General features: G+C 67.7%; 14 protein-coding genes. 5 read left to right on the top strand and 9 right to left on the bottom strand.

What is annotated here, in order from left to right:
• The 4 genes from QQJ79_RS11160 to QQJ79_RS11145 form a co-directional block, all read right to left on the bottom strand.
• Nucleotides 1-2,023, bottom strand: a 2,023-nt coding sequence (locus tag QQJ79_RS11160) for a TonB-dependent receptor (RefSeq protein ID WP_284223010.1), incomplete at its 3' end; no start/stop codon positions are given.
• A gap of 186 nt (nucleotides 2,024-2,209) precedes the next feature.
• Nucleotides 2,210-3,679 (bottom strand): sigma-54-dependent transcriptional regulator, encoded by a 1,470-nt coding sequence (locus QQJ79_RS11155; protein ID WP_284223009.1) that lies wholly within the window; start codon nucleotides 3,677-3,679, stop codon nucleotides 2,210-2,212.
• Nucleotides 3,680-3,924: 245 nt separating this feature from the next.
• Nucleotides 3,925-5,094, bottom strand: a complete 1,170-nt coding sequence (locus QQJ79_RS11150; protein WP_284223008.1) for an aspartyl/asparaginyl beta-hydroxylase domain-containing protein — start codon at nucleotides 5,092-5,094, stop codon at nucleotides 3,925-3,927.
• A 114-nt stretch (nucleotides 5,095-5,208) separates the two neighbouring features.
• Nucleotides 5,209-7,053, bottom strand: coding sequence for a DUF4153 domain-containing protein (locus tag QQJ79_RS11145; RefSeq protein ID WP_284223007.1), 1,845 nt, complete (start codon nucleotides 7,051-7,053; stop codon nucleotides 5,209-5,211).
• 361 nt (nucleotides 7,054-7,414) lie between these two features.
• Here QQJ79_RS11145 and rplJ point away from each other — a divergent pair, with 361 nt between their 5' ends.
• The 3 genes from rplJ to QQJ79_RS11130 all read left to right on the top strand — a co-directional run bounded on the left by rplJ (nucleotide 7,415) and on the right by QQJ79_RS11130 (nucleotide 9,195).
• Nucleotides 7,415-7,930 (top strand): 50S ribosomal protein L10, encoded by a 516-nt coding sequence (gene rplJ / locus QQJ79_RS11140; RefSeq protein WP_284223006.1) that lies wholly within the window; start codon nucleotides 7,415-7,417, stop codon nucleotides 7,928-7,930.
• Nucleotides 7,931-7,996: 66 nt separating this feature from the next.
• Nucleotides 7,997-8,380 carry a 50S ribosomal protein L7/L12 gene (gene rplL / locus QQJ79_RS11135; RefSeq protein ID WP_284223005.1) on the top strand — a complete coding sequence of 128 codons (384 nt, stop codon included), beginning with the start codon at nucleotides 7,997-7,999 and terminating at the stop codon, nucleotides 8,378-8,380.
• A gap of 140 nt (nucleotides 8,381-8,520) precedes the next feature.
• Nucleotides 8,521-9,195, top strand: a complete 675-nt coding sequence (locus QQJ79_RS11130; RefSeq protein ID WP_284223004.1) for a type 1 glutamine amidotransferase domain-containing protein — start codon at nucleotides 8,521-8,523, stop codon at nucleotides 9,193-9,195.
• Between the two features lie 30 nt (nucleotides 9,196-9,225).
• Here the strand turns inward: QQJ79_RS11130 and QQJ79_RS11125 are convergent, their stop codons facing one another.
• The 4 genes from QQJ79_RS11125 to QQJ79_RS11110 form a co-directional block, all read right to left on the bottom strand.
• The gene (locus QQJ79_RS11125) at nucleotides 9,226-11,187 is read right to left on the bottom strand and encodes a M61 family metallopeptidase (RefSeq protein WP_284223003.1); all 1,962 of its coding nucleotides are present in this window, start codon (nucleotides 11,185-11,187) and stop codon (nucleotides 9,226-9,228) included.
• 17 nt (nucleotides 11,188-11,204) lie between these two features.
• Nucleotides 11,205-13,148 carry a M61 family metallopeptidase gene (locus QQJ79_RS11120; RefSeq protein WP_284223002.1) on the bottom strand — a complete coding sequence of 648 codons (1,944 nt, stop codon included), beginning with the start codon at nucleotides 13,146-13,148 and terminating at the stop codon, nucleotides 11,205-11,207.
• Between the two features lie 115 nt (nucleotides 13,149-13,263).
• The gene (locus QQJ79_RS11115) at nucleotides 13,264-13,785 is read right to left on the bottom strand and encodes an FKBP-type peptidyl-prolyl cis-trans isomerase (RefSeq protein WP_284223001.1); all 522 of its coding nucleotides are present in this window, start codon (nucleotides 13,783-13,785) and stop codon (nucleotides 13,264-13,266) included.
• A 74-nt stretch (nucleotides 13,786-13,859) separates the two neighbouring features.
• Nucleotides 13,860-14,705 (bottom strand): hypothetical protein, encoded by an 846-nt coding sequence (locus QQJ79_RS11110; RefSeq protein WP_284223000.1) that lies wholly within the window; start codon nucleotides 14,703-14,705, stop codon nucleotides 13,860-13,862.
• A gap of 392 nt (nucleotides 14,706-15,097) precedes the next feature.
• On the opposite strand from QQJ79_RS11110, the gene rpoB reads away from it, so the two are divergent.
• Together rpoB and rpoC are read left to right on the top strand one after the other, a co-directional pair.
• The gene (gene rpoB / locus QQJ79_RS11105; protein WP_284222999.1) at nucleotides 15,098-19,216 is read left to right on the top strand and encodes a DNA-directed RNA polymerase subunit beta; all 4,119 of its coding nucleotides are present in this window, start codon (nucleotides 15,098-15,100) and stop codon (nucleotides 19,214-19,216) included.
• Between the two features lie 97 nt (nucleotides 19,217-19,313).
• A complete protein-coding gene (rpoC, locus tag QQJ79_RS11100) occupies nucleotides 19,314-23,510 on the top strand; it encodes a DNA-directed RNA polymerase subunit beta' (protein WP_284222998.1) in 4,197 nt (1,398 codons plus the stop codon).
• Between the two features lie 210 nt (nucleotides 23,511-23,720).
• Here the strand turns inward: rpoC and QQJ79_RS11095 are convergent.
• A partial coding sequence (locus QQJ79_RS11095; RefSeq protein WP_284222997.1) for a hypothetical protein occupies nucleotides 23,721-23,960 on the bottom strand: 240 nt, incomplete at its 5' end.

The following is a 23,960-nucleotide window of genomic DNA, read 5'->3' as shown; positions in this document are numbered from 1 at the left end:
CGCCGCCCTCGGTGCGAACCTCGACCCGCATGGGCATGCCGCCGCCCATGGGCGGGCGGGCGCTGCCGGGCGCGCCGGGCAGGGGCGCCGCCGCCGGATTGGGGGCGCCGAACGCGCGGGAATAGTTGAAGCCGGTGCGGATGTCCTGACGCTCGAACCGCTCGAAATTCAGCGGCCGGGCGTCGAAGGAGACGAGGACGCCGCCGACGCGGTTGAAACGGCCGGGCAGGGCGGCCTCAAGGTCCGGCGTCAGGGTCGGGAAGGCGGCGATGGCGTCTTCGGTCAGGCTGTACGTCCAGGTCGAGCTGACCCGGAAGTCGGTCTCGGACCAGGGCTTGAGGTTGAAGCCGGCCTTCCAGACCTGGCGGTTGTCCGAGTTCAGGTTCGGATTGCCGCCGTCGATGCGGGTGACCAGCACGGTCTGGTTGGTGGCGAAGTCGAACACCGGGACGTTGAAGGTGGAGACGGTCGGATCGTTCAGCTGCGAGATCGACGGGGCGCCGTGCTCGTCGGTGTAGCTGAGCTGGAACGACAGGGGCTCGATGGGCGACCAGTTGACGCCGAAGCCGAGGGTGGTCAGGCCGCCGAAGTCCGACAGCTCCTCGTAGCCGACGTTGAAATTGGCCGACAGGTCGCCGATCGCGGGCAGGACGTCGCGGCGACGGCTGGCGATCGGGATGCTGAAACTGGCCTGGCTGTTGAGCCGGTCGCGCGACTGGGAGCGTTCGGTGGTCAGGCCCGACCGGACGCTGGTGGAATCCAGCGACCGGGTGTCGGCCCCGATCCGGAAGGTGGAGGAGATGCCGCCGGCGGGCAGCTCGAACACGTCGCCGTTCAGCACCAGTTCGGTCGACAGGACCTGGGAGACGGAGTTGGCGGTGTCGTCGGACAGGCGGACGAAGTCGTTGGCCGACAGCATGCCGTACGGGTTGGCGGTCGGGTCGTTGGCGTTCAGGCGCGTCTGGAACGGACCGGCGGTGTCGAAGCCCCGGCCGCTCAGGGTGTCGGTTTCGATGCGGTCGTAGTTGCCGGTGAGGGTCCAGCGCCAGTCGTCCCCGAGGAAGCCGTCGACGACCAGGCCGAGGCCGCCGGTCAGGCTGTCGGTCTCGCGGTTCAGGGGCAGGGCGTCCAGAACCCGGCTGACCGGCGTGGGCGTGGGCGAGGTCGAGTACGGGTTTCCGGCCGGCACCGACAGGATGACGCCCGGCAGGCCATTGAAGCTGAGGCTGGAGCGATCCTCAAGGCTGCCGCTGAGGGTGGCCTGGGTGGTGTTGTTCAGGTCCCGCTTGAACGTGCCGCGGACGGTGGACCGCTCGCTCTGGCCCAGCAGGGTGCGGAAGGCGTCGACGTCGTCAAAGGGGGTCGTGCCCGCGTCGCGCTCGATGTCGCGCTCGGATTCGTACAGGGGGCTGGAGCGCTCGTATTCGGCGTCCACGGACCAGCGGATCGGTCCCGAGATGTGCAGGGCGTTGCCCTCGATCTCGGTGGTGGTGCGACCGCCCTGGGTGGGCATGCGGCCGGAGACCTCGCCGGTGAGCGAGCGGAAATTGGCCTTGAGCACGAAATTGACCACGCGCTGGTCGGCGGCGTAGCCGTATTCGAGCGCGACCTCCTCGGGCAGGATGTCCATCCGCTCGATGGCTTCGGGCGGGAGCCCCTGGATTTCGCGGAAGCCCGAGATGCGGCGGCCGTTGACCAGGAACACTGGCATGCCGTCGGCCCGGCCGCGCGAGCTGCGGGTCAGCGGCTCCAGATAGGTCAGCAATTCGGCGATGTTGGAGGCGCCGTAGGCCGCGATCTGTTCGGCGCTCAGGGTGACGTCGGGCGGGATGTCGGAATTGACGCTGCCGCGGGGGCGCGCGCCGGTGGTCACCACGGAGTCGAGCTCATAGGCGTCGGACGCAGGCTCGGCGGCCGGAGCCGGCGTCGCCGGCGTTTGCGGCGGCTGCTGTGGCGGGGGCGTGGGCGCAGTCTGGATCATTCCGGCCATGAGGCCGGACAGGGCGGTGGTGACGAGCAGCATGCGGACGGGTCCCGGGGAGAAACTAGCCTTGCAACGTGCCCGCCTGACATTTCCGTCGCGTTTCAGCGTGGAAACCAAAGGTTGAGCAGGGCGCGAGCCTTCTACCGTCTTCGGGGTTCCGCCGTCCGCTGGCCAATGAACTTTTGGTCACACTCCGGCCGTGGCCGGGGGCGTGGCCGCAAATCCTCAGCCGACTTCCTTGAGGATGCCTTCCAGTCCCTGCTCGCGAACCTTGCGATACAGCGTCGACCGGCCGATGCCGAGGCGGCGGGCGATCTCGGACATATGGCCGGCGTAGACCTCGATGGCGTGCTGGATCAGGTCGCGTTCGATCTCCTCCAGCGTGCGCAGGTGGCCGCGCTCGTCGAGGATGCGGATCGGGGTGTCGGGCAGGGGCGGCAGGTCGAGGAGCGAGCCTGCAGTCGGCGCCCGCTCCGTCTCGTCGCTGTCGCGCCGAGCCACCTCCCCCATGGGGGGGGAGGAGAGGCCGGAGATGGCCGGGAAGTCGTGCGGCTGCAGAAAGGGGGCGTCGGCCAGGACGATGGCGCGATAGACGGCGTTCTCCAGCTGGCGGACGTTGCCCGGCCAGTCGAAGGCGCACAGCAGGGCGAGGGTCTCGCCCGAACAGCCGGCGACGCGCTTGCCTTCCTCGACATTGAAGCGGGCGATGAAGTGATCGATCAGGGCCGGGATGTCCTCGCGCCGCTCGCGCAGGGACGGAGCCTCGATCGGGAAGACGTTGAGGCGGTAGAACAGGTCCTCGCGGAAGGCGCCGGCGCGGACCTGCTGGGCCGGGTCGCGGTTGGTGGCCGAGACGATGCGGACGTCGACCTTGACCGAGCGTTTGGCCCCGACGGGGTCGACCTCGCCCTCCTGCAGGGCGCGCAGCAACTTGACCTGCATGTCCAGCGGCAGTTCGCCGATCTCGTCGAGGAACAGGGTGCCGCCGTTGGCTTCCTGGAATTTGCCGAGGTGTTTGTCGTGGGCGCCGGTGAAGGCTCCCTTTTCATGGCCGAACAGGATCGACTCGATCAGGTTCGAGGGCAGGGCGCCGCAGTTGACGGCCACGAACGGCTTGCCGGACCGGTCGCTGGCTCCGTGCAGGGCGCGGGCGATGACCTCCTTGCCGACGCCGCTCTCGCCCGTGATCAGGACCGGGATGGAGGATTTGGCGGCGCGGGCGCCCAGCGACTTGACCATCCGCATGGGCGGGCTCTGGCCGACCAGGTCGTCAAAGGAGGTGCGGCCGGAGACGTGCTTCTTCAGCCGGCCCACCTCGGCGGTCAGCCGGGTCAGCTGCAGGGCGTTGGAGACGCCGACCAGCAGGCGTTCGGCCGAGACGGGCTTGACGAAGAAGTCCTGGGCCCCGGCCTGCATGGCCTTGACCACGGCGTCGACTCCGCCCGAGGCGGTCAGGACGATGACCGGGGTCGTCACCCCGGCGGTGCGGATTTCGGCCAGGGCCTCCATGCCGCTCATGCCGGGCATGACCATATCGAGCAGGACGACATCGGCGCCGCCGCCCCTGGTCAGGCGGTCGATGGCCTCGCCGCCGGACTCGGCGTGGACGACGGCATAGCCCTCACGCTCCAGCACGGCCTGGGCGAGGCGGCGCTGGGTGGGATCGTCGTCGACCACGAGAACGGTCTTCGCCATGGGTTCGGCCCCTTCAACATCACGAGTTCGGCCGGTCCTCATTGAAGCGGGACTGGCTCATTCCGGGACGTTTTAACCGTCACAAGGTGAAGATCGGGTTGGGGGGCAGGGTGAGTGGAGGGTTAACGGGGAGGGATGAGGGATGAGGGATTAGGGGTTAGGGAGCGGCCAACGATGGTTGGAGTACGCATCCGATGCTCAGGATCTGATTCCAGACCTCATCCCTCATCCCTCATCCCGTTCTCTTACCCGCCCCCAAAGCTCTGCCGGGCCTGCATCATGGCGGTGATCAACGCCTGCTCACCTTCCGACAGCGCCGGGTTCCAGATGTCGAAGATCAGGATCACCCGCATCTCGTCGGCGTCGTTCCAGGCCTCGTGGTCGATGGTGTCGTCGAACACCCAGGCCTCGCCCATCTTCCAGTCGCGGACCGTGTTGCCGACGCGGAAGCGGGCCGGGCCCGGCAGGATCAGCGGCAGGTGGGTGAGCAGGCGCACGTTGGACGAGCCCGTGTGGGCCGGGATGTGGGTGTGGGGCTGCAGCGCCGAGAAGACGGCGGTGGGGGCGAAGCCGTCCTGGCGGCACAGGGGCAGGGATTCGAGCAGGGCGGCGGTCCGGGGACACCGCTCGCACACGGCGTCCTGTCGGGCGCCGTCCTTCCACAGCCACAGCGAGCTCCATTTGCGGGAATGGTTCAGCTCGCCCCACTGATTGACCGGCGCGCCCTTGGGGTAGGCGATATAGGGTGCGAAATCGTCCATGCCGCCGGCCAGCAGGGCCTCGAGTTCGGCCTTGATGACCGGGGTGGCGGCCTCCAGCGTTTCCAGCCAGGGGAAGAGGGCGCGATCGTAAAAGGGGATGGCGGGCAGGCGGGGGTAGTCGAGCAGCAGGGGCTCCTGCTTCGGCGCGGTCTTGAGGCCGGCGTAGATCTCCAGCCCCTCGTCGAAGCGGTCGAGCGTGGCCGCGTCGACCTTGCCGCGCAGGGCGGCGACCTTGCTGCGCATATGGTCGCGCAAGGCCTCGGCATGACGACGGACGACCCCGGCGGCGTGATCGATCTGGGACTGGATGACCGGCGGGCAGCGCTCGCGCGGCGGGGCGATCTTCAGGGCGTTGCGATAGACGTCGGCGGCGGACCGGGCCTGGCCGATCTGCTCCAGCATGGACGCCTTGCCCAGCAGGGCGGCGAAATCATAGGGCTGCATGGCCAGGGCGTCGTCGAGCACCGTGAGCGCGCCGTGGAAGTCGCCGAGCAGCCGCAGGGCGAGGGCACGGTTCAGGGTCCCGTCGTGGGTCGCGCCCATGGCGTCCGCTTGGTCGATCAGGCCGAGCGCGGATTGCGGATCGCGGCGCGCCAGGGCCTCGGCGGCGCGGCGCAGCAGGTCGTTCTGGGCAGGAGAGCCCGGCTGGTTCACGTGGGGTCCCCCGATCCCGTTTATGAACTCAGTGTAATGTTACGTCGGCGCGCCGGGTCAAGGGGCTTGTGGTCCGCGGGGCGTCGAAGAGAAGCGCCGGAAGACAGCCATGCATCAGAAGTGTGTGATGCGACCATGCTGTTCGGGTCCGACGGCGATGGGCGTTCCCGGCCCGGTCGACGAGGGCGCTTTGGGACAGGTGTCCGTCCAGGACTGAAAATCCAGATTCAGCCCACCGATCGTTATGTCGGGCCAAGGGCTACGACGGATTTGAAGCCCGCCTTCCCGGATGAGCTTCGCTCCGTTCTTGCAGTTTGAAGCATCGTAGTAGCCCACCGCCAGCCAAGTCCCGTTCGCCTGAGCCTCGAAAACCTCGAGCGAATGCGGGGTCCCGAGAAGGATTTCCGCCCGGCCATCGCCGTTCAGGTCCGAGGATGTCGCTACACAATCGGATTCCGCGCGACATTGCCCGCGCTCGTCGTCGAACCGCGCGCCCTGCGGCAGGAAGGTGGTGGGCAGAGCGGATCCGGAGGGCCAGCTGGTTATCGTCGGCTTTTCGACCGGGACAGATGGGGGCGGCCCGTAGTTCTGTCGGTCGCGGTCCGACTGGGCGTCGCGAGCTCTTCTTGCGACCTCCTCATCGGACGAGCGGGTCAGCCGCTCCAGCGCGGCCTCCCCCGCCTTGCCGCTCTCGAAGCGGAGGAAGCGGTAGTCGAACTTGTCGGGCGTGACCGCGCCGCGCTCCAGCCGGGCGACCTGGTCCATGACCGACAGCCGGGCGGGGTCCAGCACGGGGCTGAACAGCAGGAGGATGAGGGCCACGGCGAGGACGGCGGCGCCGATGGTGGTCGGCTCCAGCGGGCGCATCCAGTCGCCCTTGCGCCAGAACGGGCTGAGGGCGGCCCAGCCGTAGCCGGCGGCGAAGGCCGCGCCGACGAGGGCGCAGGCGCCGGCGATGATGCGGTCCGGCGTCAGGCCGTACTGGCCGATGCGCAGGGCCAGGCCCCAGACGGCGATGACGACGAGGGGCGTGAGCAGGACGGCGGCGACGCGCACCGCGACGCGCAGCACCGCCGGCGGGCGATTGTCGGGGCGGCCATCCTGATAGGCGGCGTTGATGAGAATGATCAGGGCGGCGGCGGCGGCGAGGACCAGCGACGTCGCGCTGCCGGTCTCCCACAGGCCGTCGAGGCCGGTGAAGGGCAGGGCCGCGACGAAGCCGGCGGCCAGCACCGTCATCACCAGCAGCAGCCAGGACAGCAGCATCAGGCCCACGGTGCGGACGCCCCGGATCAGGCCGTCGCGGACGTCGGTCAGATGCACCGCCGTGGCGAAAACCAGGAAGGTGATGGGGATGGCGAACCATGCCTTGCGCAGCAGGTCCTCGAGGAAGTCCAGCCCAATGACCTTGAACAGGGCCGCGCCGAGGTGGAGCAGAATCCAGAACGCGCCCGTGAAGCCCACCGACAGGGCCAGCTGGACGACGGCCTTGGAGGCGGTGTCGAACAGGGCGGAGAAGGCCGGAACGCGGCGCCGCTCGAGGTCGGCCGCGGCCACAAGATGGTGGCTGATGAACAGGGCGGCGGCCGAGAACAGGATCACCGGCGGCGACAGGAAGGGCGGGCCTTGCAGGGTCTCGGCGCTCTGGCGGGCGATGTCGTGAAGGCCCAGCAGGGCCAGGGTCACGCCGGCGACGGCGGTCCAGATGGCCAGGGTGACGAGGCGCAGGCGACCGACGCCCGCCAGCAGCATGATGGGCAGGAAGGCTGTGACCAGCAGCAGCGGCCCGAACAGCAGGGGGTGGGTCGCCCCCCAGGTTGCGGGGCCGTCGGAAACGCGGTGCAGTCCGTAGAGGCCGAGGCCCTGCAGCAGGCCGATCCCCAGCCGGATCGGGCCGAGCAGGGGCGAGGTCGCGCCGCCGAGGCTGTCGCGGCCGGTCGCTTCGGTGGTCTCGGTCATGGTCGCTTCCCCTCGAAGCCGGGATGTGACCCCTTTTCACCCCGTCTGCATAGTGCCCGCTTGAGTTCTGCGCGGGTGCGTGTATAGAGCGCGCCTTCTCCGTCATGGCCTTGCGTCATGGCGGTCCTGTCCGAGAACTTCGGGGCGTGGGGGTCACCCAGGCCATAAATGCCAGAGAGCCCTCTGGCGCCGTGGGGAGATGGGGATGCAGACGACGCCAGACGTTCCGGTATCCGGGCGTCGGGGTTCGAGCTTCCTTCGGACAATACGACCGGCCTGAACGCTTCGCAGCGATGCGGCGCGCTTTGGCCAATCCGTCGTCGGGAATAAGCCCGGCGGCGAATACAGACTGGAGACCGCAATGGACCGCGCACAAAAAGCCGAGTCGATCGAAACGCTGAAGGGCGTTTTCGCCGACGCGGGCGCCGTGGTCGTGACCCACAATCTGGGTCTGACCGTTGCGGATATGGAAGACCTGCGTGGACGCCTGCGTACTGCCGGCGGCACGTTCAAGGTGGTCAAGAACCGCCTGGCGCTCAAGGCGCTCGACGCCGCTGAAGGCAGCGAATACCACGGCCTCTTCAAGGGTCCCGTGGGCATCGCCTATGCCGACGACGCGGTGACGGCCGCCAAGATCACCGCTGAATACGCCAAGGCCAACGACAAGTTCGTGGTTCTGGGCGGCTTCATGGGTGACAAGGTTCTGGATGCAGCGGGCGTGGGCGTTCTGTCCAAACTGCCCTCGCTGGACCAGATCCGTGCCTCGCTGCTCGGCCTGCTCAACGCCCCCGCGACCAAGGTCGCCGGCGTCGTGCAAGCCCCGGCGTCCCAACTGGCCCGCGTGTTCAGCGCCTATGCCGCCAAGGACGCCGCGTAAGCGGACCCGCCTCTTTCATCTCTGCAAACTCTCACCTGAAACCCAATCCTCCGAAGGAAACACACCATGGCCGATCTCGCCAAAATCGTTGAAGACCTGTCGAAACTGACCGTTCTGGAAGCCGCCGAACTGTCCAAGCTGCTGGAAGAGAAGTGGGGCGTCAGCGCCGCTGCTCCGGTCGCCATGGCCATGCCCGCCGGCGGCGGCGCCGCTCCGGCCGAAGCTGCTGAAGAGCAGACCGAGTTCACCGTCGTCCTGCTGGACGGCGGCGACAAGAAGATCAACGTCATCAAGGAAGTCCGCGGCGTCCGTTCGGACCTGGGTCTGAAGGAAGCCAAGGACCTGGTCGAAGGCGCTCCGCAGAACGTCGTCGAGAACGTCTCCAAGCAGGCCGCCGACGAAGTCGCCAAGAAGCTGACGGAAGCCGGCGCCAAGGTGCAGATCAAGTAAGACCGGGCCTCATGGCTTGAGGACGCACCTGCGTCCCGATATCGCGGGCCCGATGGGAAACCATCGGGCCCGTTTTCGTTTGGGTTGGCATGCGCGGGACCGACCCGCGCCGACGTCTCCCCGAACGAAGGACCTCCCGCATGAACATCCTGATGGTGCTGACCTCCCACGACCAGCTCGGCGACACCGGCGAGAAGACGGGCTTCTGGCTGGAGGAGTTCGCCGCGCCCTGGTACGCGCTGAAGGATGCGGGGGCGGAGATCGTGGTGGCCTCGCCGAAAGGCGGCCAGCCGCCGCTGGATCCCAAGAGCGACGCGCCCGACGCCCAGAGCGACGACACCCGACGCTTCAAGGCCGATGAGGACGCGCAGAAGGTTCTGGCCAATACGGTCAGGCTGGACAGCGTCAGCGAGGCCGATTTCGACGCCGTCTTCTATCCGGGCGGTCACGGGCCGTTGTGGGATCTCGCGGAAGACAAGACCTCCATCAGCCTGATCGAGGCCTTCGCCCGGGCCGACAAGCCCGTGGCCGCGGTCTGTCACGCGCCGGGCGTGCTCAAGTCGGTCAAGGGCGCCGACGGCGAGCCGCTGGTGAAGGGCCGCAAGGTCGCCGGCTTCACCAACAGCGAGGAAGAGGCCGTCGGCCTGACGAAGATCGTGCCCTTCCTGGTCGAGGACATGCTGAAGGCCAACGGCGGCGACTATTCGAAGGGCGCGGACTGGGGCTCCTATGTGGTGACCGACGGCAAGCTGGTCACCGGCCAGAACCCGGCCTCGTCGCGCGAGGCGGCGGAAGCGCTTCTGAAACTGCTGTAGCCGACAAGGGCCGGGCGTGACGCCCGGCCCCTAGCGCCGCCGGGGGGCGAAGATGTCGGCGAGGCGGTCGCGCGTGCCCTGGATGCGGACCAGACGCGGGTAGCGCAGGCCGTCGTGGTAGGCGAACGACAGGGTGCGGAACTCGTCGCCGCGCTTGAGCACGAGACGGATGGGGTCGGAGCCGCCCCTGGCCGCCGTGACGGCGTCGCGCAGGACTTCGGCCGAGGCGACGCGGTCGCCGACGGCGATCAGTTCCCAGCCGGCGCCGAGCCCCTGTTCGAAGGCCGGACTGCCCCAGCGCACGCCGGTGATGCGGTTGCCGGCGCCGAGGCTGAAGCCGAGCGAATACTGGAAGTCGCTCGCCCAGCCGCCGTTCATCCGCTTCTCGACGGCGGTCAGTTCATCGACGTACGTCAGCCGCCAGCCGGCGCGTTCGATCCCGTCCAGCGGAGCGCGGGCGTCGGGTCCGACGGCGTCGAGGCGGGTGCGCAGGAAGGTCGCCCAGTCGTGAGGGTGGACGGCGTTCAGGTGCGAGACCACGTCCTCGAACGTATAGGGCCGGGCCTCCCAGACGCCGTCCTCGACGCCATAGAAGGCCCTGGCGAAGTCGTCGAGCGACTTGCGGTCGTTGGTGGCCTCGCGGATCAGGGTGTCGGCGTCGAGCCAGATCAGCAGGGCCTCGCGATAGTAGTCGCCGGTGCCGCGCATCCACGACGACCACGGATTGGTGGTGCGGTAGCCGAGCAGGTTGTGATTGGTGGTGTCCTGCAGGGCGCGCCAGGCGCGGCCCGGCTGCTGGTCGTAGAAGCCGGCCACCTCGGCGAGGTTGACGATGGCCTCCTCGACCGTGCCGAGACCCGAGCGGGGGGTCAGGACGTCGCCCCAGTATTCGGTCTGCCCCTCATAGACCCACATCAGGCTGTTCTGCGTGGGGACGTTGAGGTTCTGGACGTATTCGTCTGACGGACGGCGGAATTTTCCGTTCCAGCTGTGAACGTATTCGTGCGGCAGCAGGCCCCGGGCGCCGTAGGCCGGATTGGCGGTGGAGAAATAGTTGGGGGCGGCGGTGTTCTCGGAAGAGCGGTGATGCTCCAGGCCGATTCCGCCCATCTTCGAGGTCAGGCCGAGCAGGAATTCGTAGCGATCGTAGTGACGGGCGCCGAACAGGCGGTCGGCCTGGTCGACCAGGGACTCATAGCGGGCGACCCATTCGGGCGTGATGTTCACCGAGGCGGCGGTGTCGCCGACGAGGTTGAGATGCACCGGCGAGCGGCCGCCCGGATCGATATCGACGCGGCGGTAGTGGGCCCCGGCGAACATCGGGCTGTCGGCCAGATGCTCGAGCGAGATGGGGGCGAAGGTCGCCACGTCGCCCTCGCGGGAGACGGTGTCGAGGGCCACGCCGTACTGCCAACCCGTGGGCAGGACGACGGAGGGGGCGAAGGTGATGCGGTCGTGATTGTAGCCCGCGGGGTAGAGCAGGGCCTTCTCCCACTGGAGATTGACCATCTCGGGCGTCATGACCACGCGCCAGACGGCGTTATCGGGCTGGGTCAGCCATTCGAAGGCGACCTCGATCTCCGTCACGCCCGCCGGGATGGCGAGGTGGAAGGCGTGGGGATCGACCGTGTCGCGCACCCATTCGATGCGCTGTCCATTGCCGGTGACCGTCACGCCGGAGACCAGCTGGATCGGGCCGGTGTCGGCGTGGTTGCCGGGGATGAATTTCGGATACTGCAGCACCAGATGACCCGCGCTGACGGGGATGGTCTGGCGGGTGCGGATGACCTTGTGGTCGAGGTCGGTCAGGTCGACGCGGATGCCGATGACGCCGGGATAGTCGCGGTCCTGCGGCGCCGGGATCGGCGGCAGGGCGTGCGGCAGGCTGGTCGGGGCGGGCAGGGGCGTCGCGGCTTGCGAGGCCGGGACCTGGGCCAGGGTCGGCAGGGCGGCCGAGGTCAGGAGCAGGGCGAGGGCGGCGGTTCGGATCATCTTCGTGTCCCTCACGATCAACGGCGGCGGGGGGCGAGGATGTCGCCGAGACGGTCGGGGGTGCCCTCGATGCGTTCGAGGCGCGGGTAACGCAGGCCGCCGTGATAGTCGAAGCGGATGGTGCGGAAGTGGTCGCCCTTCCGGAGCATCATCTCGATCGGGCTGGTGTTGCCGGCGGAGGCGGTGATGGCTTCGGCGATGGTCGCAGCGCTGGCGGCGCGGCCGTTGACGGCGACGAGCTCCCAGCCCGAGGTCAGGCCGGCCTCGAAGGCGGGCGAGCCCCAGCGGACGGCGGTGACGCGGTTGGCGTTGTTGAGGCTGAGACCGAGCGAATAGGCGAAATCGACCCGCTCGAGCTCGGCGTTCAGCGCCCGGCTGTAAGCGTTGGGCGTGGTGCTCCAGACGAGGCGATAGCCGCCGCGCTCGATGCCGGCGAGCGGACCGGCGGCCTCGGGACCCACGGCGTCGAGCCGGGCGCGCAGGAAGGCCGCCCAGTCGTTGGCCTGCACCCCGTTCAGCGTCGAGGTCACGTCGTCGAAGGTATAGGGCGCGGGGTCCCAGTTTCCGTCCTGGACCCCGAAGAAGGCCTTGGCGAAGTCGTCGAGCGAGCGGCGGCCGCCGGACTGTTCGCGGATCAGGGTGTCGGCGTCGAGCCAGATCATCGCCCCCTCGCGATAGTAGTCCTCACTGCGCTGGAAGCTGCTCCAGGGCTGGGGCTGTCGCCGGGCGATGATGGGGTCGTTGGTGGTGTCCTGCATGGCGCGCCAGGCGCGGCCGGGATTATCTTCGGCATAGCTGGCGGCGGTGTTGGCGAGGACGTCCAGCGCCTGCTGTTTGCTCATCAGGCCGGCGCGGGCGGTCAGGACGAGGCCGTAATACTGGGTCTGGCCCTCATAGACCCAGAGCAGGGAGTTCTGCAGCGGCTCGTTCAGGGTCGGGGTCAGCTGGTCGGCCGGGCGCCGCCATTTGCCGTTCCAGGAGTGATTGTATTCGTGGCCCAGCAGGTCGCGGTCGGCGAGGGTCGAGGCCGGGTCGGTGAAGTAGTCGGTGTCGACGCTGTTCTCGGACGAGCGGTGATGCTCCAGCCCGATGCCGCCCAGCCGGTCGCTGACGGCGACGAGGAAGTCGTAGTGGTTGAAGTGGCGCGCGCCGTACAGGTAGTCGGCCTGATCGACCAGATTCCGGTGCAGCTCGATATGCGCGTCGGTCGCGGCCAGCATGTCGGCGTCGTCGGCGACGATGTTCAGCCGGACCGGTGAACGCCCGCCCGGATCGAGGTCGATCTGGCGATAGTGGGCCCCGGCGAAGACCGGGCTGTCGGCCAGATGCTCCAGGGTGATGGGGGCGAAAACGGCGACGCCGTTCTGGAAGGACGTGGTGTCCAGCGCCGCGCCGTACTGCCAGCCGGCGGGCAGGCGCAGGGTCGGCTGGACCGTGATCTGACGCGAATAGTAGCCGGCCGGATAGAGAATGGCCTTCTCCCACTGGATGTTCAGCATCTCGTCGGTGATCACGACCCGGCCCTGTGAACCGTCGATCGGGGTAAGCCATTTGAAGGCGGCCTCGACCGCGGTCGCGCCGGCCGGGACCTCGACCTGGAAGGCGTTGGTGCGGACCGTGTTGCGGACCCAGCGCAGCGGCTGGCCGTTGGCGGTGATCTGCAGGTCGGCGATGTCGTCTACCGGGCCGACGGGGCCGTGATTGCCCGGAATCCACTGCGGATAAAGCAGGACCAGCGGGCCGGGGCCTGCGACGGGGATGGTCTGGCGCACCGAGACGATGCGCCGGTCGATGTCGGTGGCGTCCATGTCCAGGCTGATGGCGCCGGGGTAGGGGACGTCGCGCGGGGACGGGATGGGGACGAGAGCCCGGTCGAGGGCGGGCGTTCCGACCTGTGCGAGCGATGGCGCGGCGCCGAAGATCACGGCGGCGGCGCAAACGGACAGGAGCAGACGCTTCATCGATCACTTCCGGCTGGGACGGGCAGGGGGCGCAGATCACGCTGCGCGCAGGCAAGGGTCAACCCGACGGAAGGCCCCCGGGATTAAATCGCTGTCATGTTGGCGGTTCCGTGGGTCAGGGCGCGGGAACGGACGCCGGCTTCACTTCCAGCAGTTCCACCGTGAACAGCAGGGTGGAGTTGGGCGGCAATTCGCCGCCGCCGACCCAGCGCTCGCCGTAGCCGAGCGCGGCGGGGATGACGAATTCGAAGGTCTCGCCCTCCCGCATCAGGGCGACGCCCTCGGTCCAGCCTCTGATGACCCGGTTCAGGGGGAATTCGGCCGGTTCGTTCCGGCTGTACGAGCTGTCGAACTCGCGGCCGTCGACGAAGGTCCCGCGGTAGTGGACCTTGACCGTGTCAGTCGCTGCGGGCTGGCGGCCGTTCGGGTGGGCGCGGCCCACGCGGCGGTACTGCAGGCCCGATTCGGTGGTGGTCCAGCCGCGCCGGGCGCCGTTGACGACGAGATATTGCGCATTGCCGGCGGTCCAGCCTTCCAGCGTGCCGACGCCCGGCGTGGGGGCGGGCGCGGGCTCCTGCGCCGTGGCGCAGGCGGCGAGGGACAGGGCGGCGGCGGCGATGAGGAGGGTGCGGGTCATAAGGCGACGCTAGCAGGGGCAGGACCGTTGAGGAATACGCGCTCGGCGCGGGCCTTATGCGGGTGTCGAAATTCTCACCGCTCGGGGCGTGACGGGTCGGCCCGGCAGCCGTCGCCGATGTGGGCCGCTTCCGTGCAGGACAGAACATTCGTCACCCTGCGTCCGGCATCCAGACTGACGACGACGGGCGCGCCGCCGGCGCAGGTCAGTGCGTACCAGGTGAGGCCCGCCGCATTGCGCCCCATTTCCCGCACCTGCGTCGGCGCACAGGCCTCGGCGGCGCTTCCGGCCAGCCTTGGGCGGAAGCCCGCGAGTTCTTCAGGCTCGGTGGTGAACCGGCAGAGGTCGCCCCGCGACCGGACATCAAGGCAATCGGTGACGATCCAGGCGCCGGACGCCTGTTCGATCCAGGCCCCGGGCGCGCGGCGACAGCCGATCTCATAGATCGTGTTCCCCGCCGGGGAGAGACCGACGACCCGGCCCTCATCGACCCGGCAGTCCAGGCCCGCCTGAGCCGCCATGGCTGCGAAATGCCGGCCCGGAGTCCGGTTGCTCCGAAGGACGCAAACCGGAGCAGCACGGATCGACCGCTCTCCGCGCTGGAACCGGTCGCTCTGGCTCGCCAGCAGGAGGCAGCTGTGCGCGGAGGGGCTGGTCCCGTCGACGATCAGATAGCCCGGCCCTTCGCGGCAGACGACCTCGTATTGGCGGTCGCCGATGCTGTCCATGCCCCGGAGGGCGACCCCGGTGACCTCGCAGTCGGCGCCGGCCCGGGCCGCAGCGTCCTGCGCGGCCAGAAGGGTGGTGGCGTCCCTGATCCGGCCGCGCGTGGTCGGCGTCTGTTCGAGCGTCTGCTGGGCGGAGGCCGCAGGGGCCAGAAGGCTGAGACCAATGGCCAGCATCAAAGCGAGGCGGCTCATACGTCACCGATCTTCAGGGGCTGCAATCGACCGCCCTTCAACATCCGGTTCTTCCGCGAACCGCGAACAATCTGAAGGTACTTCCCCTGACGGGTGGAAGGTCAATCCCGAAAACTGCCGGACGGGCCTTTATTTCGTCGGAAAAGCGAGTATATCACCCGGTTCCGCTAACTCAGTATGAGATGCGCGCGAAAGCGCCGAGGCCCGGTTTGTCGCCCTCCGACCGGTGCGAAGGCGCGCTCCTCCCCAGGGAGCCCTGCAATTTCAGACGTCCTGGCGCCGCAAGGCCCGAGGGTGGACGTCGAAACCGATGGTCACGGGTCGCCCGGGAGGCGGAGCCGTGGCTGCTGCATTGAACGCGGGCTGCCCGGCCTGCGCATTGGGAAGACAGAATGGCCAAGTCCAAAGCCGAAGTCGCCGTCGCCAACGGCCAGTTCGCCCACGCCACGACATTCACCGGCAAGAAGCGCATCCGCCACTCGTTCGGCCGGATCCCCGAAGCGGTGCAGATGCCGAACCTGATCGAGGTGCAGCGCGCCTCCTATGAGCAGTTCCTGCAGCGCGAAGTGCGCAGCGGTCCGCGCAAGGATCAGGGCATCGAGGCGGTCTTCAAGTCGGTCTTCCCGATCAAGGACTTCAACGAACGCGCCATCCTGGAATACGTCTCCTACGAGTTCGAGGACCCGAAATACGACGTCGAGGAATGCATCCAGCGCGACATGACCTATGCCGCGCCGCTGAAGGTCAAGCTGCGCCTGATCGTGTTCGAGGCGGATGAAGAGACCGGCGCGCGCTCGGTCAAGGACATCAAGGAGCAGGACGTCTACATGGGCGACATCCCGCTCATGACCGACAAGGGCACCTTCGTCGTCAACGGCACCGAGCGGGTGATCGTCTCGCAGATGCACCGGTCGCCGGGCGTCTTCTTCGACCACGACAAGGGCAAGACGCACAGCTCGGGCAAGCTGCTGTTCGCCGCCCGCGTGATCCCGTACCGCGGTTCGTGGCTGGACTTCGAGTTCGACGCCAAGGACATCGTCTACGTCCGCATCGACCGCCGCCGGAAACTGCCGGCCTCGACCTTCCTGATGGGTCTGGGCATGGACGGCGAGGAGATCCTCAAGACCTTCTACGAGACCGTGCCCTACGAGAAGCGCGGCGACGGCTGGGTCACCCCCTACAAGGCCGAACGCTGGAAGGGCGTGAAGCCCGAGTTCGATCTGGTCGACGCCGACACTGGTGAAGTGATCGCCGCCGCCGGCACCAAGATCAGCGCCCGTCAGGCCAAGAAGCTGGGCGACACGACCACGTCGCTGTCGCTGGCCGCCGACGCACTGCTGACGAAATACCTGGCCGCCGACGCCGTGAACTACGAGACCGGCGAGATCTACGCCGAGGCCGGCGACGAGCTGGACGCGCCGACCATCGAACTGCTGGAGGAGAAGGGCTTCTCCACCATCGACGTGCTGGACATCGACCACGTCACGGTCGGCGCCTACATGCGCAACACCCTGCGCATCGACAAGAACACCGGCCGCGAGGACGCGCTGTTCGACGTCTATCGCGTGATGCGCCCGGGCGAGCCGCCGACCCCGGAGGCCGCCGAAGCCATGTTCAACTCGCTGTTCTTCGACAGCGAGCGCTACGACCTGTCGGCCGTGGGCCGCGTGAAGATGAACATGCGTCTGGAAACCCCGGACGTGTCGGATGAAATCCGCGTGCTGCGCAAGGACGACGTCCTGCGCGTGCTGCAGATCCTCGTCGGCCTGAAGGACGGCCAGGGCGAGATCGACGACATCGACAACCTGGGCAACCGCCGGGTCCGTTCGGTCGGCGAACTGCTGGAGAACCAGTACCGCGTCGGCCTGCTGCGGATGGAGCGCGCCATCAAGGAGCGCATGTCCTCGGTCGATATCGACACGGTCATGCCGCACGACCTGATCAACGCCAAGCCGGCCGCCGCGGCCGTGCGCGAGTTCTTCGGTTCGTCGCAGCTGTCGCAGTTCATGGACCAGACCAACCCGCTGTCGGAAATCACTCACAAGCGTCGCCTTTCGGCGCTTGGCCCGGGCGGTCTGACGCGCGAGCGCGCCGGCTTTGAAGTCCGCGACGTGCACCCGACCCACTACGGCCGCATCTGCCCGATCGAAACGCCGGAAGGCCCGAACATCGGCCTGATCAACTCCCTGGCCACCCACGCCCGGGTGAACAAGTACGGCTTCATCGAGAGCCCCTACCGTCGCGTGAAGGACGGCAAGGCCACGGACGAGGTGGTCTACATCTCGGCCATGGAAGAGGCGAAATACACGATCGCCCAGGCCAACATCGAGCTCAAGGACGGCATGATCGTCGAGGAGCTGGTCCCGGGCCGGATCAACGGCGACTCCCAGCTGCTGATCCGCGCCGACGTGGACATGATGGACGTGTCGCCGAAACAGGTCGTTTCGGTCGCCGCCGCCCTGATCCCGTTCCTGGAAAACGACGACGCCAACCGGGCCCTGATGGGCGCGAACATGCAGCGTCAGGCCGTGCCGCTGGTGCAGTCGGACGCGCCGCTGGTCGGCACCGGCATGGAAGCGGTCGTGGCCGTGGACTCCGGCGCCGTCGTGGTCGCCAAGCGTGACGGCGTCGTCGAACAGATCGACGGCACCCGCATCGTGGTTCGCGCCACCAACGAAGCCGACGCCGGCCGTTCGGGCGTCGACATCTACCGCCTGTCCAAATTCCAGCGTTCCAACCAGTCGACCTGCATCAACCAGCGCCCGATCGTGCGCGTGGGCGATGAGGTGAAGGTCGGCGACGTGATCGCCGACGGCCCGTCGACGGACCTGGGCGAACTGGCCCTGGGCCGGAACGCGCTCGTCGCCTTCATGCCCTGGAACGGCTACAACTTCGAAGACTCGATCCTGATCTCCGAGCGCATCGTGCGCGACGACGTCTTCACCTCGATCCACATCGAGGAGTTCGAGGTCATGGCCCGCGACACCAAGCTGGGGCCGGAAGAGATCACCCGCGACATCCCGAACGTCGGCGAGGAGGCCCTGCGCAACCTCGACGAGGCCGGCATCGTGGCGATCGGCGCCGAGGTCCAGCCGGGCGACATCCTGTGCGGCAAGGTCACGCCGAAGGGTGAGTCGCCCATGACGCCGGAAGAGAAGCTGCTGCGCGCCATCTTCGGCGAGAAGGCTTCCGACGTCCGCGACACCAGCCTGCGCCTGCCGCCCGGCGTCGCCGGCACCATCGTCGACGTGCGCGTGTTCAACCGTCACGGCGTCGACAAGGACGAGCGGGCCATCGCCATCGAGCGTTCGGAAATCGAACGCCTCGGCAAGGACCGCGACGACGAGCTCAAGATCCTCGAGCGCAACGTCTACGGCCGCCTGAAGCCGCTGATCCTCGGCAAGAACGCCACCTCGGGTCCGAAGGGCCTGGGGCGCGGCGTGGTCACCGAAGAGAAGCTGGGCGAGCTGTCGCGCGGCCTGTGGTGGCAGATCGCCCTCGACGACGAGAAGGCGATGGGCGAGCTCGAGGCCATGAAGAAGCAGTTCGAGGACGCCCGCAAGGCGCTCGACCGCCGCTTCGAGGACAAGGTCGAGAAGCTGCAGCGCGGCGACGAACTGCCCCCCGGCGTGATGAAGATGGTCAAGGTCTTCGTGGCCGTGAAGCGCAAGCTTCAGCCCGGCGACAAGATGGCCGGCCGTCACGGCAACAAGGGCGTCATCTCCAAGATCCTGCCGATCGAGGACATGCCGCACCTGGAAGACGGCACCTCGGTGGACGTCGTTCTGAACCCGCTGGGCGTGCCTTCGCGCATGAACATCGGCCAGATCTTCGAAACCCACCTGGGCTGGGCCGCCGCCGGTCTCGGCAAGCAGATCCAGGGCCTTCTGGAAGCCTGGCAACAGGGCGGACAGAAGAAGGCGCTGGTCGATCACCTGACCAGCATCTACGGCCCGGACACCCCGCTTCCCGAGTCGGAAGAGGACCTGATCGAGCTGGCCAAGAACCTGTCCAAGGGCGTTCCGTTCGCCACCCCGGTGTTCGACGGCGCGCACATCAACGACATCGAGGAACTGCTGGAGAAGGCGGGTCTCGACCGCACCGGCCAGTCGATCGTCTATGACGGCCAGACCGGCGAGCAGTTCAAGCGCCCGGTCACGGTCGGCTACATCTACATGCTGAAGCTGCACCACCTGGTCGACGACAAGATCCACGCCCGTTCGATCGGACCGTACTCGCTCGTCACCCAGCAGCCGCTGGGCGGCAAGGCGCAGTTCGGCGGACAGCGCTTCGGCGAGATGGAGGTGTGGGCGCTGGAAGCCTACGGCGCGGCCTACACCCTGCAGGAGATGCTGACGGTGAAGTCCGACGACGTGGCCGGCCGGACCAAGGTCTACGAGGCCATCGTCCGCGGCGACGACAGCTTCGAGGCGGGCATTCCCGAGAGCTTCAACGTGCTCGTCAAGGAAATGCGCTCGCTGGGTCTGAACGTGGAGCTGGAGAACAGCTGACCGATCGAATGATCCCTCTCCGCGCGAGCGGGGAGGGACGGTCGTCCACTTTCTCCCTCAATGAATTTTGGCGGGTCAGCCCGCAGAAGGAATCAAGATGAACCAGGAAGTCCTGAACATCTTCAACGCGGTCCCGGTCACTCCGACCTTCGACCAGATCAAGATCGCCCTCGCCAGCCCGGAGAAGATCCGGTCGTGGTCGTTCGGCGAGATCAAGAAGCCCGAGACCATCAACTACCGCACGTTCAAGCCGGAGCGCGACGGCCTGTTCTGCGCCCGTATCTTTGGCCCGACCAAGGACTACGAATGCCTGTGCGGCAAGTACAAGCGCATGAAGTACAAGGGCATCATCTGCGAGAAATGCGGCGTTGAGGTCACCCTGGCCCGCGTTCGCCGCGAGCGGATGGGCCACATCGAACTGGCGTCCCCGGTCGCCCACATCTGGTTCCTGAAGTCGCTGCCGTCGCGCATCTCGCTGATGCTGGACATGGCGCTGAAGGACGTGGAGCGCGTGCTCTACTTCGAAAACTACATCGTCACCGAGCCGGGCCTGACCCCGCTGAAGCAGAACCAGCTGCTGACGGAAGACGAGTTCTACCGCTACCAGGACGAGTTCGGCGACGACGGCTTCACCGCCGAGATCGGCGCCGAGGCCGTGCGCAACCTGCTGATCGGCATCGACCTGCACGCCGAGGCCGAGAAGCACCGCGGCGAACTGGCCGACAGCCCCTCGGAAATGAAGGCCAAGAAGGCCTCCAAGCGCCTGAAGCTGATCGAGGCCTTCCTCGAGAGCGGCAACAAGCCCGAGTGGATGATCCTGACGGTCGTGCCGGTGATCCCGCCGGAACTGCGCCCGCTGGTGCCGCTGGACGGCGGCCGTTTCGCCACCTCCGACCTGAACGACCTGTATCGCCGGGTCATCAACCGGAACAACCGCCTCAAGCGCCTGATCGAGCTGCGCGCGCCCGACATCATCATCCGCAACGAAAAGCGGATGCTGCAGGAATCGGTCGACGCCCTGTTCGACAACGGCCGCCGCGGCCGCGTCATCACGGGCGCCAACAAGCGTCCGCTGAAGTCGCTCGCCGACATGCTGAAGGGCAAGCAGGGCCGCTTCCGCCAGAACCTTCTGGGCAAGCGCGTCGACTATTCGGGCCGTTCGGTCATCACCGTGGGTCCCGAGCTGAAGCTGCACGAGTGCGGCCTGCCCAAGAAGATGGCGCTCGAGCTGTTCAAGCCGTTCATCTATGCGCGCCTTGACGCCAAGGGCCTGTCGGGCACCGTCAAACAGTCCAAGCGCATGGTCGAGCGCGAGCAGCCGCAGGTGTGGGATATCCTCGACGAGGTCATCCGCGAGCACCCGGTGCTGCTGAACCGCGCGCCGACGCTGCACCGTCTGGGCATCCAGGCGTTCGAGCCGAAGCTGATCGAGGGCAAGGCCATCCGCCTGCACCCGCTGGTCTGCACCGCCTTCAACGCCGACTTCGACGGCGACCAGATGGCCGTCCACGTTCCGCTGAGCCTCGAGGCCCAGCTGGAAGCGCGCGTCCTGATGATGTCGACGAACAACATCCTGTCGCCCGCCAACGGCAAGCCGATCATCGTGCCGTCGCAGGACATCGTCCTGGGCCTGTACTACCTGTCGCTGATCAAGGAAGGCGAGAAGGGCGAAGGCAAGCTGTTCGCCAACATGGGCGAGATCGATGCGGCGCTCGACGCCGGCGTTGTCAGCCTGCACACCAAGATCAAGGCGCGCTGGACCGAGATGAACGCCGCCGGCGAAGTCATCACCAAGGTCATCGACACGACCCCGGGCCGGATGAAGCTTGGCGCGCTGCTGCCGCACAATGCGAACATCGGCTACCGCCTGCTTGAGAAGAACCTGACCAAGAAGGAGATCGGCAACCTGATCGATCAGGTCTATCGCCACTGCGGTCAGAAGGCGACGGTCATCTTCGCCGACCAGATGATGCAGCTGGGCTTCCGTGAAGCCGCCAAGGCCGGCATCTCCTTCGGCAAGGACGACATCGTCATCCCCGCCGCCAAGGCCACCCTGGTCGCCGCCACCCGGACCCAGGTCGAGGAGTACGAGCAACAGTACGCCGACGGCCTGATCACCAAGGGCGAGAAGTACAACAAGGTCGTCGACGCCTGGGCCAAGGCCACGGACAAGATCGCCGATGCGATGATGGGCGAGATCGCCCAGCCGCGCGTCCTGGCCAAGGGCCAGGCGCCGGACATCAACTCGGTGTTCATGATGGCCAACTCCGGCGCCCGTGGTTCGCAGGCGCAGATGAAGCAGCTGGGCGGCATGCGGGGCCTGATGGCCAAGCCGTCGGGCGAGATCATCGAGACGCCGATCATCTCGAACTTCAAGGAAGGCCTGACCGTCCTTGAGTACTTCAACTCCACCCACGGCGCCCGCAAGGGTCTGGCCGACACCGCGCTGAAGACCGCCAACTCCGGCTATCTGACGCGTCGTCTGGTCGACGTGGCGCAGGACTCGATCGTCACCGAGGACGATTGCGGCTCGACGCGGGGCATCACCCTGCGCGCCGTGGTCGAAGGCGGCGACGTGCTGGTCTCGCTGGGTCAGCGGGTTCTGGGTCGCTATGCGGCCGAGGACATCAAGGAGCCGGGCGGCGACAAGGTCCTGTTCGAGGCCGACACCTACCTGCAAGAGGAAGAAGTCGAGGTCATCGACCAGGCCGGCGTCCAGTCGGTCAAGGTCCGCTCGGCCCTGACCTGCGAGGCCGAAGCCGGCATCTGCGCCTATTGCTACGGGCGTGACCTGGCGCGCGGCACCAACGTCAACATCGGCGAAGCGGTCGGCGTCATCGCCGCCCAGTCGATCGGCGAACCCGGCACCCAGCTGACGATGCGGACCTTCCACATCGGCGGCACGGCCCAGGTGGCGGAAACCTCGTTCTACGAGGCGACCAACCCCGGCATCGCCCGTATCACCGGCCCGACCGTCAAGGCGGCGCACGGCGATCTGGTGGCCATGAGCCGCAACGTCGTCGTCACCATCGTGGTCGACGGCAAGGACCGCGAGAGCCACAAGATCCCCTACGGCGCCCGTCTGCGGGTGGTCGAGGGATCGGACGTCAAGCGCAGCCAGCGTCTGGCGGAGTGGGACCCCTACACCTCTCCGATCCTGACCGAAGTCGGCGGCGTGATCCGGTTCGAGGACCTGGTCGAGGGCCTGTCGGTCCGCGAGGAAACCGATGAAGCGACGGGCATCGCCCAGCGCGTCGTCAGCGACTGGCGCGCCAGCCCGCGTGGGGCTGACCTGCGTCCGGCCATGGGCGTCACCTCGGGCGACGCCTACGCCAAGCTGGCCTCGGGCTCCGACGCCCGTTACCTGCTGCCGGTGGGCGCGGTTCTGTCCGTGAACAACGGCGATGTGGTCAAGCCGGGCGAGATCATCGCCCGCGTTCCGACCGAGGGCGCCAAGACGCGCGACATCACCGGCGGTCTGCCGCGGGTGGCCGAGCTGTTCGAAGCCCGTCGTCCCAAGGACTGCGCGGTCATCGCCGAGATGGACGGCCGCGTCGAATTCGGACGCGACTACAAGAACAAGCGCCGCATCAAGATCACCCCCGAGCCGAACGCAGACGGCGAACAGGGCGAGGCGGTCGAGTTCCTGATTCCCAAGGGCAAGCACATCTCCGTCCACGACGGCGATCTGATCAACAAGGGCGACTACATCATCGACGGCAACCCGGATCCGCACGACCTGCTGCGCATCCAGGGCGTCGAGGCCCTGGCCGAATATCTCGTGAACGAAGTGCAGGAGGTCTATCGACTGCAGGGCGTGCCGATCAACGACAAGCACATCGAGGTGATCGTTCGCCAGATGCTGCAGAAGGTCGAGATCCTCGACTCGGGCGAAACCACCCTGATCCGTGGCGACACGGTCGAGGTCGCGGAAGCCGTGCTCGAGAACGCCAAGGTCGAGAAGCGCGGCGGCCGGATCGCCACCACCCAGCCGGTCCTGCTGGGCATCACCAAGGCGTCGCTGCAGACCCGCAGCTTCATCTCGGCGGCGTCCTTCCAGGAGACCACCCGCGTCCTCACCGACGCCTCGGTCAACGGCAAGGTCGATACGCTGGAAGGCCTGAAGGAGAACGTCATCGTCGGCCGTCTGATCCCGGCCGGCACGGGCGCCTATCTCCGGGCCCTGCAGAAGATCGCCAACGAGCGCGACGCCGAACTGACGTCGACGCGCGAAGCCGCCATCGAGCCGCTTCCCGCCGATCTGGCGCTGGAGCTGGAGAACAGCGAAGGCTGATCGACGGGCTCAGGACTGAAATGAAGAGGGCGGCTCCGGCGACGGGGCCGCCCTTCTTTTTGTCTCCTCCCCGTTCGCGAAGCGAAGGGGGAGGGGGACCATGCGAAGCATGGTGGAGGGGTGAGGGCCCCCCGCCAGGGTGCGGCGGCGGCCACCCCTGCACCGCCTGCGGCGGTCCCCCTCCCCACGCTTCGCGCAGGGAGGCGACGGTCAGCGCGGTCCGTCCCGGCGGTCGGTGCGGATGTTCTGGGTCGAGTCGGGGCGGAAGGACGGGTCCAGGTGCGCCCCCGCGACGCCGATGCCGAAATTGGAGCCGACGCCGTCCTGCGGGCCGACATTGCCAGTTCCGCCCGCCAGCGGACGGCGGCGGGCCTCGTACTGGGCCAGACGGCGGGCGCCCTCGGCGGCGAAGGGGCTGCCCGCGCTGTCGTCGATCGGCCGGGCGGCGGC

The organism is Brevundimonas denitrificans (assembly GCF_030160755.1).
Lineage (GTDB): Bacteria > Pseudomonadota > Alphaproteobacteria > Caulobacterales > Caulobacteraceae > Brevundimonas > Brevundimonas denitrificans.
The sequence above is the reverse complement of the archived record's forward strand: the minus strand, read 5'-3'. Positions and strand labels throughout refer to the sequence as shown.